Origin of the sequence: Pseudomonas sp. IT-P2, assembly GCF_949767575.1 — a bacterium.
GTDB lineage: Bacteria > Pseudomonadota > Gammaproteobacteria > Pseudomonadales > Pseudomonadaceae > Aquipseudomonas > Aquipseudomonas pharyngis.
The window spans coordinates 328,190-344,366 of record NZ_CATKQA010000046.1 but is presented as its reverse complement, the minus strand read 5'-3'; the positions used below and the strand labels follow the sequence as shown (position 1 = coordinate 344,366).

General features: G+C 59.9%; 16 protein-coding genes. 9 read left to right on the top strand and 7 right to left on the bottom strand.

What is annotated here, in order from left to right; genetic code table 11:
• Positions 1-83 precede the first annotated feature (83 nt).
• The 8 genes from ACM6JM_RS25575 to ACM6JM_RS25540 all read left to right on the top strand — a co-directional run bounded on the left by ACM6JM_RS25575 (position 84) and on the right by ACM6JM_RS25540 (position 6,725).
• Positions 84-758, top strand: coding sequence for a heavy metal response regulator transcription factor (locus tag ACM6JM_RS25575; RefSeq protein WP_007951475.1), 675 nt, complete (start codon positions 84-86; stop codon positions 756-758).
• Entirely contained in the window at positions 755-2,164 is a 1,410-nt protein-coding gene (locus ACM6JM_RS25570) for a heavy metal sensor histidine kinase (protein ID WP_039767447.1), read from the top strand. The genes ACM6JM_RS25575 and ACM6JM_RS25570 overlap by 4 nt, the downstream gene beginning before the upstream one ends.
• A gap of 373 nt (positions 2,165-2,537) precedes the next feature.
• The gene (locus ACM6JM_RS25565; protein WP_256574470.1) at positions 2,538-2,666 is read left to right on the top strand and encodes a hypothetical protein; all 129 of its coding nucleotides are present in this window, start codon (positions 2,538-2,540) and stop codon (positions 2,664-2,666) included.
• A gap of 50 nt (positions 2,667-2,716) precedes the next feature.
• The gene (locus ACM6JM_RS25560; protein WP_103386170.1) at positions 2,717-3,940 is read left to right on the top strand and encodes a YcaO-like family protein; all 1,224 of its coding nucleotides are present in this window, start codon (positions 2,717-2,719) and stop codon (positions 3,938-3,940) included.
• The gene (locus ACM6JM_RS25555; RefSeq protein ID WP_039767451.1) at positions 3,937-4,887 is read left to right on the top strand and encodes a class I SAM-dependent methyltransferase; all 951 of its coding nucleotides are present in this window, start codon (positions 3,937-3,939) and stop codon (positions 4,885-4,887) included. Before ACM6JM_RS25560 ends, ACM6JM_RS25555 begins: the two co-directional genes overlap by 4 nt.
• Complete coding sequence (locus tag ACM6JM_RS25550; RefSeq protein ID WP_414882729.1) at positions 4,884-5,762, top strand: alpha/beta fold hydrolase; 879 nt, start codon at positions 4,884-4,886, stop codon at positions 5,760-5,762. Before ACM6JM_RS25555 ends, ACM6JM_RS25550 begins: the two co-directional genes overlap by 4 nt.
• A gap of 229 nt (positions 5,763-5,991) precedes the next feature.
• Positions 5,992-6,351 carry a type II toxin-antitoxin system Phd/YefM family antitoxin gene (locus ACM6JM_RS25545; protein ID WP_235375875.1) on the top strand — a complete coding sequence of 120 codons (360 nt, stop codon included), beginning with the start codon at positions 5,992-5,994 and terminating at the stop codon, positions 6,349-6,351.
• Positions 6,348-6,725, top strand: a complete 378-nt coding sequence (locus ACM6JM_RS25540; RefSeq protein ID WP_039767456.1) for a type II toxin-antitoxin system VapC family toxin — start codon at positions 6,348-6,350, stop codon at positions 6,723-6,725. The genes ACM6JM_RS25545 and ACM6JM_RS25540 overlap by 4 nt, the downstream gene beginning before the upstream one ends.
• A gap of 55 nt (positions 6,726-6,780) precedes the next feature.
• Here ACM6JM_RS25540 and ACM6JM_RS25535 read toward each other — a convergent pair whose 3' ends face one another.
• From ACM6JM_RS25535 to ACM6JM_RS25510, 6 genes are read right to left on the bottom strand one after another with little or no spacing between them, the layout of a single operon-like run.
• Positions 6,781-8,523 (bottom strand): ABC transporter substrate-binding protein, encoded by a 1,743-nt coding sequence (locus tag ACM6JM_RS25535; protein WP_007951484.1) that lies wholly within the window; start codon positions 8,521-8,523, stop codon positions 6,781-6,783.
• Between the two features lie 47 nt (positions 8,524-8,570).
• Positions 8,571-8,843 carry a DUF2160 domain-containing protein gene (locus ACM6JM_RS25530; protein ID WP_039767461.1) on the bottom strand — a complete coding sequence of 91 codons (273 nt, stop codon included), beginning with the start codon at positions 8,841-8,843 and terminating at the stop codon, positions 8,571-8,573.
• A 10-nt stretch (positions 8,844-8,853) separates the two neighbouring features.
• Positions 8,854-9,654: a carbohydrate ABC transporter permease gene (locus ACM6JM_RS25525; RefSeq protein WP_007951486.1), complete on the bottom strand. Its 801-nt coding sequence runs from the start codon at positions 9,652-9,654 to the stop codon at positions 8,854-8,856.
• A 9-nt stretch (positions 9,655-9,663) separates the two neighbouring features.
• On the bottom strand, positions 9,664-10,530 hold the full coding sequence (locus ACM6JM_RS25520; protein WP_007951487.1) for a carbohydrate ABC transporter permease: 867 nt from the start codon (positions 10,528-10,530) through the stop codon (positions 9,664-9,666).
• Complete coding sequence (locus ACM6JM_RS25515) at positions 10,527-11,639, bottom strand: ABC transporter ATP-binding protein (protein ID WP_007951488.1); 1,113 nt, start codon at positions 11,637-11,639, stop codon at positions 10,527-10,529. The genes ACM6JM_RS25520 and ACM6JM_RS25515 overlap by 4 nt, the downstream gene beginning before the upstream one ends.
• Entirely contained in the window at positions 11,639-12,733 is a 1,095-nt protein-coding gene (locus ACM6JM_RS25510; protein WP_039767464.1) for an ABC transporter ATP-binding protein, read from the bottom strand. Before ACM6JM_RS25510 ends, ACM6JM_RS25515 begins: the two co-directional genes overlap by 1 nt.
• 270 nt (positions 12,734-13,003) lie before the next feature.
• Between ACM6JM_RS25510 and ACM6JM_RS25505 the strand changes: the two genes are divergently transcribed.
• Positions 13,004-14,854, top strand: coding sequence for a sigma-54-dependent Fis family transcriptional regulator (locus ACM6JM_RS25505; RefSeq protein ID WP_414882728.1), 1,851 nt, complete (start codon positions 13,004-13,006; stop codon positions 14,852-14,854).
• 16 nt (positions 14,855-14,870) lie between these two features.
• Here the strand turns inward: ACM6JM_RS25505 and ACM6JM_RS25500 are convergent, their stop codons facing one another.
• Entirely contained in the window at positions 14,871-16,082 is a 1,212-nt protein-coding gene (locus ACM6JM_RS25500) for an MFS transporter (RefSeq protein WP_414882727.1), read from the bottom strand.
• Positions 16,083-16,177 lie beyond the last annotated feature (95 nt).

The window sequence follows — 16,177 nt, the reverse complement described above, 5'->3', positions numbered from 1 at the left end:
AGTCCGTCAGGAAGTCCCTGCAAAAACTGCAACTTCCAGACTCACTTACTTAAATACCCATTCATTAAAAGTGGTGAAACATCATGCGAATCCTTGTCGTCGAGGACGAGCTTAAAGCTGCCGAATACTTGCATCAGGGCCTGACCGAAAGTGGTTATATCGTTGATCACGCGGTCAATGGCGCGGATGGTTTGCACCTGGCGCAACAACAGGTTTATGACCTGATCATTCTAGATGTGAATCTGCCGGAACTCGACGGCTGGAGCGTGCTGGAACAACTGCGTCGCACCCACTCCACCCGGGTGATGATGCTCACCGCACGCGGGCGGCTGGCGGACAAGATCCGGGGTCTGGACCTGGGCGCCGACGATTATCTGGTCAAGCCGTTCGAGTTTCCGGAACTGCTGGCCCGGGTACGCACGTTGATGCGGCGCAGTGAAAATATTCCGGTGCCGCAGGTGCTCAAGGTCGCCGATCTGGAACTCGATCCGGGCCGTCACCGGGCCTTTCGCGGCACCCAGCGCATCGACCTGACCACCAAGGAGTTTGCCCTGCTGCACCTGCTGATGCGCCAGTCCGGCGAAGTGCTGACCCGCACCCAGATCATCTCGCTGGTGTGGGACATGAATTTCGACTGCGACACCAACGTGGTCGAAGTTTCGATCCGTCGCTTGCGGGCGAAGATCGACGACCCGTTCGACAGCAAACTGATCCACACCCTGCGCGGTGTCGGCTATGTGCTGGAGGCGCGGGAATGAAGCCTGCGAGCCTGTCGCTGCGGCTGGGTCTGACGGTCAGCATTCTCGGCGCGCTGCTGGTGGTGTTCCTGGCGATCCTCGCGTATTTCGCCCTGACCCACGAGCTGAACGCGCTATCGCGCGACAGCCTGGAAAAGAAGCTGGAACAGGTCGAGCACAGCCTGACGCTGTACTTCGACACCGGCGAGATCAGCGCCAAGCCGCACATTCTGCTCGATCAGGTCATGGGGCACGACAACCTGACCCTGACTATTTATGACCTGAACAACCTGCGCACCCCGCTGCTCAAGTCCGGTTCGGGTCTGACCGATCCGCGCGTTGAACTGAAGGCGGTACGGGCGACAACCGATCAGTTGACCCACACCGACAGCGCCGATGCCGAAGGTGCGAAGTTTCTCACCGTCTCCAAGCTGATTCGCCTCAAGGACGGCAGCAGCGTACCGGTCCTGCTGTCGATGGATAACGCCCACGATCAGGCCTTGCTCAGTGCTTATTTGCGCTCGACATTGATGGCTTTGCCGTTGCTGCTGGTATTCATCGGCCTGACCGCATGGGGTGCCGTGCAGCGAGGGCTGGCACCGTTGCGCGAGTTTCGCAAAGTGGCGGCGCGAGTGACGACGCAGGATCTCGACCATCGCCTGTCGGTGCTGAACATGCCCCAGGAACTCAGCGAACTGGCGCAGGGCATCAACGTCATGCTCGATCGACTGGACAGCGGCGTGCAGCAGTTGTCGCAGTTCTCCGATGACCTGGCCCACGAGCTGCGCACGCCGATCAACAACCTGATGGGCAAGGCCCAGGTGACGCTGTCGCGGGAGCGCTCGGTCGAGGAATACATCAACGTTCTGGTGTCCTGCACCGAAGAGCTGGAGCGGGTCGCGCGGATTGTCTCGGACATGCTGTTCCTGGCCCAGGCCAGCCAGCCTGCGGCGCACGCCTCGTTCGAACCGATTGCGCTGGAGGAAGAGGCGTCCAGGGTGGTGGATCTGTTTTCCCTGACGGCACAGGACAAACAGATCGATCTGAAGATCATCGGCAGCGCGCAGGTGTCGGGGGACCGGCTGATGATTCAGCGAGCGATTTCCAATCTGCTGTCCAATGCCCTGCGCCACTGCCCGTCCGGCAAGACCGTTTCGCTGTTCATCGAACAGGCGTCGAACGAGGTGTCATTGCGGGTGAGCAATCCCGGTGCGGGCATCGAAGCGCAGCACCTGCCGTATCTGTTCGACCGTTTTTACCGGGTCGACAGCAGCCGCACCCGGTCACAGGGCAGTACCGGTCTGGGACTGGCCATCGTGCACTCGATCATGACCTTGCATCAAGGCTCTGCGCAGGTTCAAAGCCGACCGGGAGCGATGACGATATTCAGTCTGGTGTTTCCCGTGACGCACCCGGAACGGCACTGAACCTTCAAGCCGATTTGTGCGGTGTTTTCTCAAACCTCATGGGAAAAATCGCCGCACAAGTGCTGCATCCATCCCCGTAAATCCTTCAGCACGAATTTGCGTCGCCCCTGCGCTGAAACGTCTGACAGCGGCAAAAGACAGAACGCCTCAAACCGCTGATTCCTTTCGCGTGGCTCGCCCGTTGCAATGCAGTGCTGCCCCCTCAGAAACACGTCCTCGCGGCGTCAATTCACGTTTTATCAGTACGTATTTCGACACCGCTGAAACCCGCGACTGGAAACGTCCGGACATTTTTGACCCCGCCCTCACCGCCCTTTTAGATTCGGCTCGTGCTTGCAACAGCACTCCCAAACAACAACCAAGGAGCAACATCATGGGCTACATGGGCAGCTGGAACGCAAACCCTATCGATGAACTGGAAGAGCAGGAAGCGCCCTCGCCAGAGCAGATCGAAGCGCTGCAACTGACCGAGGAAGAACAGGCGGAACTCAACGCCGAGTGACAGAACCCGCGGGGGCCTTGCGCCCTCGCGGGCTTTCCAGGAAGGAAATCATGCACAAGACAACGTTGGCCGAGCGTGAGCTCACGGCCGATCAGGCAGAACGGCGTATTCACACCGAACTTTCACGCCTGGGCCTCACACCGCACACCCGCACCCTCGGCAGCAAAGTGGTTGCAGTTCAGGCGAGTCTTCATGGCGGCGACAACCGTCATGCCCGTGGCTCCGGCAAGGGTTATGCGGATCAGGCGCACCTGGGCGCGCTCTATGAAGCGCTCGAGCATTACTGGACGGATGAGCTCTGTACCTACGATGTTCACCACGAAACGGAACGCTATTTCAAAGACACGCCGGTGTTTGCCGATGACTCGCTTCTGCACAGGCTCACTTGCCAGCAAAACGTGCGCATCCCCTGCCGGACCTATGTCTGTCCGCCGTGGCATGACCGGTTTTCCTACCCGGTGGCGCTGACCTCGCCGAACGGCTCACGTTTACCCTCGTCACCGGGCATGGCGGACTACCGTGCCGTGCAGCGCTACGCCAGCAACAGCGGCACCGCCATTGGCGCCACTTACCACGAAGCGATGCTGCACGCCGCCAACGAATGCATCGAGCGCGACGCCGTGTCGTTGTTTCTGCTCGATCATTTTTATTATCAGAACCATCCGCCACTGCGACGGGTGGCGCGTCTCACTGAACGCGACGATCTCGATCGTCTTTGGGCTGATGCCGAACAAGAGATCGACGGCGAAATCGTGCTGGTGGATATCAGCACCGAGTTCAAGACGCGAACCTTTCTGGCCTTCACCACGAAGCCGGGCGCTCACCCACAGGTATTCGGCAGCGGCAGCTCTCTCGACCCGCGTCACGCGGCGTGGCGGGCGCTTACTGAACTGGTGCAGCTGCAACTGAGTGCCGCCGAACCCGAATACCGTCAGACACTGGCCAATGCGCTGCGCAACCTGCAACCGTTCCCGCGCCTTCTGCGCTGTTCGCAGTTTGATCCGCACACGCTTCTGCATCGCTGCGTTCAACACGAGGTGAGACTGCCGGATGCCGCCAAAGACCTGTCGGTGCAAAATCAACTGCACCTGCTGACTCAAGACCTGCGGATTCATGGCCGTTCGCTGGGTGCAGCGGTCCTGCAGCGAACCGAGCTCGGCACGACCCTGCTCAACGTGGTGATCCCCGGACTGGAACGCTTCTTCGTGGTCTGCAGCGGTAACGTCGTCATCCCGCAAGCCCGGGGCCGTACTCTGGAGAGGCCCGCCCCATGAGCCGACCCGATCGCAACCGGGAGCTGACACTGGCCCGATCCATGCGCCTTTACCTCAACGAGAACGGCGCTGTTGGCCACTTCCTCGAACCGCGAGGCAGCGGACTGCATCACGTTTTTTTCCTGCGGGTAAACGATGAGCTCTGGGTCGGCCGCAAGCTCCTGCAACGTGACCGGCATTTTCGATGGCAGGCCAGCAGCTCGCTCAAACCCGACATGTTGTTTGGCCCGCATCTGCATTCATTGTGGGGGGATGACGGGTTGTCGATCGGCTATCGGACGGCCTCACCCGCGGAGAAAGCGCAGGTCTTTGAACATGCATTGCATCAGGCTGACAGCGAGATCCTGGTTCCCTTCCCGCTGCTGGATGAGGCGGGCCGGGAAGCGGTCTGCCCGGCAGACTTCTGGCAATGCAACGAATCACTGGCCGAACAGCTGAACACTGACGAACACCACCTGCGCGAATACTGCGCCGGGCTGCTCCAGGCCATCACAGAAAAAGGCGCACTGGTTTACGACCCGGCTTGTTCAACGGGCGCGTTCATCGCCCACCTCGCCCGTGCCCTACCCGACTGTCTTTGCCTGGGCAGTGACCGTTCGGCCTCGATGATCGAACATGCCAGGCGCTGGCACAGCGGGACATCCGTCGAATTTGACGTGCTGGAGGCGAGTGAAGCTTTCAATTCCGGAATTCGCTGCGATGTCTTGATCCTGCGTTTCCTCAACGCCGAAGTCTTGACCCGCCGTGAGGCCCACGTAGCGTTCGAATCGCTGATCCGCTGCGTCAATCCCGGTGGCACGATCCTCGTCTTCGGTCACACCCCGGTGCTGATTCCGGTCACCTGGCTTGCCTCCATCCATCACCTGAAACTTGAATCCAGTGTCGCGGCACGACCAGGGCAAATCGAGCTGTTCCAGTTCTATCGTCTGACGGTTCCGGCGCCATGAGCTTTTCCCTGCATAGCCGAGGTTATTACCCGACCGGCGACGGCCATCAACTCTATTGGGAACGGCATGGTGTTCCGGGACACGAACCGGTGTTTTTCCTCCATGGCGGGCCCGGCGGACGTATCAGCCGCCACCATTTGCAGTTCTTCGAACCGGGTCGGTTCGACATCATCCTGTTCGACCAACGGGGCTGCGGGCGCTCGACGCCTTACGGCGAACTGCGGGACAACACTACCGGGCTGTGTGTCGAAGACATCGATGCCCTGCGCCAGTATTTCGGCTTCGAAAAAATCAGCGTGCTTGGCGTGTCATGGGGTAGCTGGCTGGCGATCCAGTACCAACAGCGATATCCGCAGCACCTGCTGAAAACCACGCTGGTTTCGGTATTCGTGCCGTTTGCCGCCAATGTCCGGGCCTACGATCAGGCACTCAATGACGGGTTGGCACAATCGCCTCACATGTCGCCCGGCCACCGTGCCAGGGACATCTACCGGATCCTCGGCGAAGGCCGCCCATCGCAGCAACACCGCGCCGCCATCGAATGGTTGAACGCTGTTCTACGTCGCACAGGCCAGACGATCTGCCCCGACACTCTGGAGCGCTTTGTCGATCAGGAAGCGGTGCTCGCCATCCGTCTCGAGCTGCATTACCACCTGCAGAACTACTGCTTCACGCCAAAGGATGAAGACCTGACCCTCGATGACAACACCCTGCTGATCCAGGGCATCCGCGACACCCATGGCATGGCCAGCGTGCGCTGGCTCAGGCAACGCATGAACATCCACTGCCGGCTGCTGCACGCCGGGCACAACGCCTTTGAAAACGCCCTCCTCAAAGCGGTGCGCCGGGCGGTGAAACGTGAAATCGAAAGGTGAGCGTTATATGGCCGTAGGATCTTTTTCCGTTACTGGCCCGTCCCGCCGGGAACACAGAAAGCTCTCTCCAGAATGCCCGTCTCGTCCTACAGCCACACCAGGAAACAAGACGTTATCTTGGGTCACGGTTTACCAAGCGGCTGAGGCCAGAACGGACAATGAAACGTGAAATCTTTTTTGAGCTGGTGAGCAGCTTCGATTCATCGGTGGTCGAGCGACGGAGCAAATCATGCAATTTCCCTATATAGCGCGACGTGCAGGTTTGCCCCCCACCTGCACAGAACAAATCCGGGACTTTGCCGGCCCCCTTGATTCTGGCTATATTTGTCCAGAACATGAGGAAAACATGATGATCATCGTTCCGTTGGCCGAAGCCAAAAACAATCTATCCAGACTCGTCGATGAGGCCGCCTCGGGGCAGATCATTACAATTGCCAAACATGGGCGTGCACTCGCTCGTCTGGTTCCTGTCACCAAGTCTCACGGTCCGCGCATAGGTGCGATGAAGGGCAAACTCGTGCTTCCCGAAAACTTCGACGCGCCACTATCGGATGACATGCTCGACGCATTTGAGGGTGGCCAGTCATGAGGGTATTGCTCGACACCCACATTCTGCTCTGGACGCTTTCAGACGATTCCAGACTCTCCGCAAAAGCCAGAAAACTGATTGAGAACGCCACCGAAATCTATATCAGCGCTGCGACCTATTGGGAGATGGCAATCAAGGTCGGGCTCGGTAAGTTGAATGTAGATCTCGAAGAAATAAGGCAATACAGCCTCGACAGCGGCTTTATAGAACTCCCAGTGACCTCAGAACACGCCATTGCCGTAAAGGAGCTTGAACACCACCATCGCGATCCATTCGATCGGCTTATTGTTGCAACCGCCATGATTGAGCCGATGAAGCTGCTAACCGCCGATCCCCTGGTGGCTCAGTACACAGATCTGGCTGTTCTGGTCTGAATCCCGCACAAAGAAAAACGGCACCCGAAGGTGCCGTTCCGTCCCGCAAAAGCGCTTACTTGCGTGCCGCCTCCCACGACTTGAGCAGTTCGTTGTAGCTCACGGTTTCGCCTTTCGGCTTCTCGTTGGCCAGTTTCGGTTTTGGTGCGCCCGGCTGGTCGAACCAGTATTGCGCGTCGCGCTCGGGGTTCATTTTCGGGGCGCACACCGCTTGGGCCTTGGAGCGTTCCAGACGGGTCATGATCGCGTCCTGATCCTTGGCCAGACCGTCGAGGGCCTGTTGCGGGGTCTTCTCGCCGCTGGCGGCTTCGGCGATGTGGCTCCACCACAGTTGCGCCAGACGTGGATAGTCCGGCACGTTGGTGCCGGTCGGCGTCCATTGTACGCGGGCCGGGCTGCGGTAGAACTCGACCAGACCACCGAGTTTCGGCGCCAGATCGGTCATCGCTTGCGAGTTGATGTCCGACTCGCGAATCGGCGTCAGACCGACGATGGTTTTCTTCAGCGACACGGTTTTCGAGGTCACGAACTGCGCATACAGCCAGGCCGCGAGTTTCTGTTTCTCAGGCGTGGACTTCATGAAGGTCCACGAGCCCACGTCCTGATAACCGAGCTTCATCCCCTCTTCCCAGTACGGCCCGCGTGGCGACGGTGCCATGCGCCATTTCGGCGTGCCGTCGGCGTTGACCACCGGCAGGCCCGGCTTGGTCATGTCGGCGGTGAACGCGGTGTACCAGAAAATCTGCTGGGCGATGTTGCCCTGGGACGGCACCGGGCCGGATTCGGAGAAGGTCATGCCCGCCGCTTCCGGTGGCGCGTACTTCTTCAGCCAGTCGACGTATTTGGTGGTGGCGAACACCGCCGCCGGGCCGTTGGTATCGCCGCCGCGGGTCACGCTGGAACCGACCGGGTGGCAATCCTCGACACGAATTCCCCACTCGTCCACCGGCAAGCCGTTGGGAATGCCCTTGTCGCCGCCACCGGCCATGGAGAACCAGGCATCGGTGAAGCGCCAGCCCAGGGACGGGTCTTTCTTGCCGTAGTCCATGTGCCCGTAAATGCGTTTGCCGTCGATTTCCTTGACGTCTTCGCTGAAGAACTTGGCGATGTCTTCATAGGCTGACCAGTTCACCGGCACGCCCAGTTCATAGCCGTACTTTTCCTTGAACTTGGCTTTCAGGTCGGCGCGTTCGAACCAGTCGGCACGGAACCAGTACAGGTTGGCGAACTGCTGATCGGGCAATTGATAGATCTTGCCGTCCGGCGCAGTGGTGAAGGAGATGCCGATGAAGTCCTTGATGTCGAGGGTCGGCGAGGTGAAGTTCTTGCCTTCGTTGGCCATCAGGTCGGTGATCGATTCGGTCTTGCCGTAGCGAAAGTGCGTACCGATCAGGTCCGAGTCGTTGACCCAGCCGTCGTAGATGTTCTTGTCCGACTGCATCACCGTCTGCATTTTTTCCACGACGTCGCCTTCCTGCAGCAGGTCGTGGGTCAGCTTGATGCCGGTGATTTCGCTGAAGGCCTTGGCCAGCACCTTGGATTCATATTCGTGGGTGGTCAGGGTTTCCGAGACGACCTTGATGTCCATCCCGCGAAACGGCTCGGCCGCCTTGATGAACCACTTCAGTTCTTCGAGTTGCTGCTCGGCCGTCAGGGTCGACGGCTTGAATTCGCTGCCGATCCATTTTTTTGCGGCATCTTCGTAGGCGTCGGCCCAGGCGGACGCGCTCAAACCGCTGAGTGCCAGCATGGCTGCCAATGAAATGCTATGTCGCAGCTTATTTTTCTTATCGAACATAGAGACCTCCTGTTAGGTTTTCGGAGCACGATTGCCGAGCGATTCGACTAGCCCCAACGCATCACAGCCAACAGCCACACCAGGGACAACGCGGACGCTACCCAGATGCTCCAGTCGGTCACGCCGATTACCAGCAGATGCAGGTAGGCGCTGCCGAGAAGACCGATGAACAAACGATCGCCACGGGTGGTGGCAATCGGCAGAAACCCTCGCCGCAAGATGCTCGGCGAGCGCAATTCCCAGGTGGTCATGCCCACCAGGATCAACCCGATCACGATGAAAAACGCCGCCGTCGGGACGGTCCAGCTCATCCATTCCATCATCAGTTCCTCAGACCCGGCCCAGGGCAAAGCCCTTGGCCACGTGGTTGCGAACAAACCAGATCACCAGCATGCCGGGGAGAATAGTCAACACCCCCGCTGCCGCCAGTACGCCCCAGTCAATCCCGGATGCCGACACCGTGCGCGTCATCACCGCCGCGATCGGTTTGGCGTTCACCGAGGTCAGCGTGCGCGCCAGCAGCAGTTCGACCCAGGAAAACATGAAGCAGAAAAACGCTGTCACACCGATGCCGGAGCCGATCAGCGGAATGAAGATCTTCACGAAGAACTTGGGAAAACTGTAACCGTCGATGTAGGCGGTTTCGTCGATTTCCTTCGGCACCCCGGACATGAAGCCTTCAAGGATCCACACCGCCAACGGCACGTTGAACAGGCAGTGCGCCAGCGCTACGGCGATGTGGGTATCGAACAGACCGATCGACGAATACAGCTGGAAGAACGGCAGCAGGAACACCGCCGGCGGTGCCATGCGGTTGGTCAGCAGCCAGAAGAACAGGTGCTTGTCACCGAGAAAGCGGTAGCGCGAAAACGCATACGCCGCCGGCAGCGCCACGGTCAGAGAAATGATCGTGTTCAGACTGACGTAGTACAGCGAGTTGATATAACCGGTGTACCAGCTCGGGTCGGTGAAGATCACCTTGTAGTTCGCCAGCGTGAAATCCTGTGGGAAAAGGGTCAGGCCGCCGAGGATTTCGGTGTTGCTCTTGAACGACATGTTCAGCAGCCAGTAGATCGGCACCAGCAGGAACAGAATGTAGAGCAGCAGGGGAATCAGCTTTCTTTTGCTCATGGCCGGGCCTCAGCGGTTGGCATCGTTGTGGGTCATGGCGGTGTAGAACAGCCAGGACACCAGCAGGATGATCAGGAAGTACACCAGCGAGAATGCCGCCGCCGGCCCCAGGTCGAATTGGCCTACGGCCATCTGGGTCAGGGTCTGACTCAGGAAGGTCGTCGAGTTACCCGGCCCGCCACCGGTGAGCACGAACGGTTCGGTGTAGATCATGAAGCTGTCCATGAAGCGCAGCATCACCGCGATCAGCAGCACGCTTTTCAACTTGGGCAACTGAATGTGGCGGAACACGGCCCAGGCCGAGGCCCGGTCGATGCGCGCGGCCTGGTAATACACATCGGGAATCGCCCGCAGGCCGGAGAAACACAGCAGCGCCACCAGCGAAGTCCAGTGCCAGACGTCCATCACCAGCACGGTGACCCAGGCATCCATGGTGTTCGCCGCGTAGTTGTAGCTGATGCCCATGGCGTTGAGGCTCGACCCGAGCAGGCCGATGTCGGCGCGGCCGAAAATCTGCCAGATGGTGCCGACTACGTTCCATGGAATCAGCAACGGGATCGCCAGCACGATCAGCACCACCGACGACCAGCGACCCTTGGTCGGCATGGTCAGGGCAATGGCGATCCCGAGGGGGATTTCGATCAGCAGCACACACGCCGAGTAGATGAACTGGCGCAGCAACGAGTCGTGCAGACGCGGGTCAAGCAGCACCTGCTTGTACCAGTCGGCGCCGACGAAGTAGCGGCTGGACTGGTCGAAGATGTCCTGCACCGAATAGTTGACCACGGTCATCATCGGGATCACGGCACTGAACGCCACCAGCAGGAACACCGGCAACACCAGCCACCAAGCCTTGTTGTTCTGCACCTTATTCATGGCTGTACCTCGCTGTCGGTGGCATCCAGCAGAAACTCGTCGGCATAGACCATCAGCCACTGCGCCGGAAAACTGATGTACGCCGTGCCCTGAGGCACCGGTTTGTCCTCGGCCAGACGCACTTTCAGCGGTGCGCCGTCCAGATCCAGGGTCATGATCTTGTAGGTGCCGAGGTCTTCGACGTGTACGACCCGCGCCTGCATCGCGTCATCAAACGGCTCGTCCCACACATGGATGAACTCGGGACGGATGCCGACCTTCAGATTTTTCCACTGGCCGTGTTCGATATGGCGCTGCAAGCCGTCGGACAGCGGCAGATGGGTTGAATTGAAACCGACCCCGCCCGGTTGCGGTTGCACTTCGATCAGGTTCATCCCCGGGCTGCCGATGAAGTAGCCGACAAAGGTGTGGCTCGGCCGCTCGAACAATTCCCGTGGCGTTCCGAACTGGACGATCTGGCCGCCGTACATCACCGCGATCTTGTCGGCAAAAGTCGAAGCCTCCAGCTGATCGTGAGTTACGTAGACCATGGTGATGTTGAACTGCTCGTGGATCTGCTTGAGCTTGCGCCGCAGTTTCCATTTCAGGTGCGGGTCGATCACCGTCAGCGGCTCGTCGAACAGAATCGCCGAGACGTCATCGCGCACCAGGCCACGGCCCATGGAGACTTTCTGTTTTTCGTCGGCGGTGAGGTTGCGCGCCTTTTTGCTCAACAGGTTTTGCAGGTCGAGGACTTCGGCGATTTCCTGCACCTTGCTGTGAACTTTCGCCTCGGCCAGGCCCTGATTGCGCAGGGGAAAGGCCAGGTTGTCGAACACGGTCATGGTGTCGTACACCACCGGGAACTGGAACACCTGGGCGATGTTGCGCTTCTCCGGCGTCAGGTCGTTGACCGCTTTGCCATCGAACAGCACATGGCCCTGGGACGGGCTGAGCAGACCGGAAATGATGTTGAGCAACGTCGACTTGCCGCAGCCCGAAGGGCCGAGCAAGGCATAGGCGCCGCCCTGCTCCCAGATGTGGTCCATCTCGCGGATCGCGTAATCCTCGGGCCCGCTCGGGGTTTTACTGTAGCTGTGGGCGAGGTGCTGCAAACGGATTTCGGCCATCAGGCAACCCTCGCGACGCGCCGGCCCGGTGCCTGCACCAGACGGCCCTGCGCATCGAACACAAACAGTTTATGGGTCGGAATGTAGATGCGGATCGGCGCATCGACGTCGTATTCGTGAACCCCCGGCAAATGCAACACCAGCAGAAAATGCTCGTTGCGCACGTGCAGGAAGGTTTCCGAACCGCTGATTTCCGCCACCTCGACGGTCACCGCCAGTTCCAGGTCGTCGTCGTTGCTCGGCACCAGCGAGATATGACTCGGGCGCACACCAAAACGGAACTCGCCCTCGCCCACTGGCCGCAGATCGACGTTCAGCGGGAAGTGCACGAAGTTGGCGAAACTCACTTCGTTACCGGCGATACGCCCCGGCATCAGGTTGATCGGCGGCTCGGAGAACAATTCGGCGGCCAGCACCGTTTGTGGCTGGTGGTAGACCTCGGTCGACGGGCCGCTCTGGATCACCCGGCCCTCGTGCAGAATGGTCGTGGTACCGCCCAGCGCCAGCGCTTCGTTGGGTTCGGTGGTGGCATAGATGGCGATGGTGTGGCGCGCCTTGAACAGCTCGCGCATTTCCTGACGCAGCTCTTCGCGCAGCTTGTAATCGAGGTTGACCAGCGGCTCGTCGAACAGAATCAGCTCGGCATCCTTGACCAGCGCCCGCGCCATCGCGGTACGCTGCTGCTGGCCGCCGGACAGTTCCAGCGGATAACGCTGCAGAAACTTTTCGATGCGCAGCATCTTCGCGGTTTCCTGCACCTTGCTCTGGATCTGCTCGTTGGAGATCCCGGCCTGGCGCAGCGGCGAGGCGATGTTCTCGAACACCGTCATGGTCGGGTAATTGATGAACTGCTGATAGACCATCGACACGTTGCGCAAACGCACCGGACGCTGGGTGACGTCGACGCCGTTCATCAGGATGCGGCCGCTGTCGGGCTTGTCCAGACCGGCCATCAGGCGCATCAGACTGGTCTTGCCGGACAGCGTGCGTCCGAGCAAAACGTTGAAAGATCCAGGTTCGAATTTCAGGCTCGCATCGTCGATCCAGGTCTGGCCCTCGACGGTACGGCAGACGTGCTCCAGGGTGAGTGACATGGCTCGGCCTTTTTATTATTGGAGTCAAGCGACCTGTCCTGTAGAGCGACATTCGTGCCAGAAACGGCAAGCTGTTGATTTACCGTTAGATTCGCTGAAAGCCACGCAAACCGTGGTTCGTAGCTGAACACAAGTGAACAGTCGCGACTGAACAATTGAACAGTTTGGCGATTGACAATGAACAATAGTGAACAACACTCTATGGATGCTTTTTGCTCGTCGAACGAGCCATAACAAAAACAACAAAGCACCCTTCAGAGACTGCCAATCATGGCCGCAACTGCCCCGCCGCTGTCCCACGACGCCCTCGTCCAGAGTTCCTGGCAACGTTGCCGCGCGTTCGGTCTGGATCACCAAAGCGCCCCGGCCTTTGATCAGTTGCCCGCCGCCGGCATCGCGCATCTGCTCGACAGCCATCACGCGCTGGTGCAGACCACCCACCAGGAAGTCTTGCCCTACTACGAAAACATCCTCAGCAATTCCAACTGCCTGATCATGCTCGCCGACAATCAGGGCCAGGTGCTGACCTCGTGGGGCACGCAACGCTTTATCGAGCCGAGTCTGGCGCGGGGTTTTCAACCGGGAGCGAGTTGGATCGAACGCGCCAGCGGCACCAACGCCATCGGAACTGCGCTGGCCTGCGAGCAGGCGGTGCACATCGAACACGATGAACACTTTCTCAAGGCCAACCGCTTCATGACCGGTTCCGCCGCACCGATTTTCGATGCCGAGCGCAAGGTCATCGCCGTACTCGATGTGTCCAGCGACAGCTACCTGCCGCCCTCGCACACCCTCGGCATGGTCAAGATGATGAGCCAGACCGTGGAAAACCGGCTGATCCTCAACCTGTTCCATGGCCAGCACTTTCAACTGACCTTCAACACCGGGTTGAACAATCTCGACAGCCAGTGGGCCGGGCTGCTGATCTTTGATGAGAGCGGTCAGGTGCTGTCGGCCAACCGTCGGGCCGACAATCTGCTGGGTGTGCGCTTGTCGCGGGTCAGCGTTGAGAGTCTGTTCAAGGTCTCGTTGCTGGAGTTGATCAATCAGCCGGACGGTTTGCCGTTCGCCTTGCAGACCTCCGGGCGCAATCGTTTCCAGTGTTTGTTGAAGCGACCTAAACAGGCGCCGGTTCAGGCGCGTGTCTTCACTGAAACAAGAACCGCCGAACCGAAAGTCGCCGCACCGACGGCCATCAGCCTGAGCACTTTGCACTTCGGCGACAGTCGCGTGGAGAAAGCCGTGCGCCAGGCTGAACGTCTGCTGGAAAAGGACATCCCGCTGCTGATTCACGGCGAAACCGGGGTCGGCAAGGAAGTCTTCGTCAAGGCCCTGCACCATGCCAGCTCCCGCAGCAAACAGGCGTTCATTGCCGTCAACTGCGCAGCGATCCCCGCCGAACTGGTGGAGTCAGAGCTGTTCGGTTACGAGAAAGGTGCGTTCACCGGTGCCAACCAGAAAGGCAGCATCGGCCTGATCCGCAAGGCCGACAAAGGCACGCTGTTCCTCGACGAGATCGGCGACATGCCGCTGCCGACCCAGGCCCGGCTGTTGCGGGTGCTGCAGGAGCGCTGCGTGCAACCGGTGGGCAGCAGCGAGCTGTTCCCGGTGGATCTGCGGATCATCTCCGCCACCAACCGTTCGCTTCGGGAACAGGTGCAACTGGGGCGCTTTCGCGAAGACTTGTACTACCGCATCGGCGGCCTGACTCTCGAATTACCACCGCTTCGCGAGCGCAGCGACAAGCAGGCGCTGTTCAAACGCCTGTGGGAACAACATCGCGAGCCGTCGCAGTGGGCGGGATTGAGTCGTGAGGTGCTGGAGCTGTTCGAGCGGCACCCGTGGCCGGGCAATCTGCGTCAGGTCAGCAGCGTGATGCAGGTGGCGCTGGCGATGGCCGAGGAGCAACCGATTAGGCCCGAGCATTTGCCGGACGATTTTTTTGTCGATCTGGAGATGGAGCCGGTTGAAGCGGCCGAGCCGTTGGGCATCGACCTGAACGATGCCGAGGCGCTGAACCGGGAGTTGCAACTGGCCGGCGGGAATATTTCCCACCTGGCTCGGCGATTGGGGGTGAGCCGCAATACGCTGTACAAGCGATTGCGGCAGCTTGAAAGCTGAGCGCCCCCATAGCCGGTCAGGCCGAAACGGTCGGCTCAACAGGCGCAGCCGATGCGGCCGCCAACGTCCGCAGGCCCATCAGCACCACGACCATCATCATCAGACCTGCAGCAATCGCGACCGCGAACCCTGCCCGTGCACCAAAAGCATCAATCACCAGCCCCGCCAGCATGCCGCCGAGCGCCACGCCGATGCTGATTCCGGTGGTCATCCACGTCAGGCCTTCGGTCATCCTCGCGGCAGGAATGATGATCGTCCCCAGCTTCATGACCACAACCATGGTCGGCGCGAACGAGATGCCGGCGATAAACAGCATCGCGGTAAGGACATAAACGTCCGGTGAGAAAATCGGCAATACGCCGGTGACTGCCGTGACCAGGATCCCGATAAAGAACTGCTTTTCAATCGCTAGCGAAACCCGCAACGCGCCGAAGGTCAGGCCCGCCACCAGCGAGCCGAACGCATAGGCGGCGAGGATGAAGGTAGCGGAGGCTGGCCAGCCCTGGGCATTGGCGAACGCTACAACGGCGACATCGATCGATCCGCCAATGGCGCCCATCGCCAGCAGCGCGAGGACAATGGTGCGAACGCCGGGAATCAGCAGGGTCGAACCACTGTTTTTCCGGTTGCCCGCCACGACTTTCGGTTCGGTCTGACGCTGCATGAGAAACGCCGTCACGCCGACGGCCAGCAGCCCCACCGCCACCAGCGGCCCGGCCTCCGCGAAAAAACTCACGCTCAAACCGATCGCCAGTGGCGGGCCGATGATATAAGCCAGTTCGGTGAGGACCGTGTCCAGCGAGAACGCGGTGTGCAGTTGCGGCTTGCCACGAAACAATTGCGTCCAGCGTGCCCGGATCATGGACGGCATGCTCGGCATCGTCCCCGCCAGTGCCGCCAGCACAAAAAACAGCGCGGCGGGCGCCCTCAGGTGCACGGCAACAATCAGCGCCAGCAACATGATGATGCTGAACGCCGTGACGACGGGCAGCACGCGACTCTGGCCACGCCGATCAACCTGTTTCGAGATGCGCGGGCCGAGCAGCGCATTGGCCAGGGTAAACGTACCGGCGACTGCGCCGGCCAGCCAGTAAACGCCGGTCTGCTGCACCAGCATGGTGATGATGCCGATGCCGATCATTGCCTGGGGCAGTCGGGCAATAGAGCTCGCGAGGATCAGCCCGGTCGCGCCGGGTGTCGATACCAACTCGCGATAGTGATTAGCCATGATTCCTCCCTTCCGGATTCGCCGCTGATGAGCATCCTGCCGCGTGCGCTATCAAGACCTATGCGAATGCCAAAAGCAATCACACATTGTCTGGA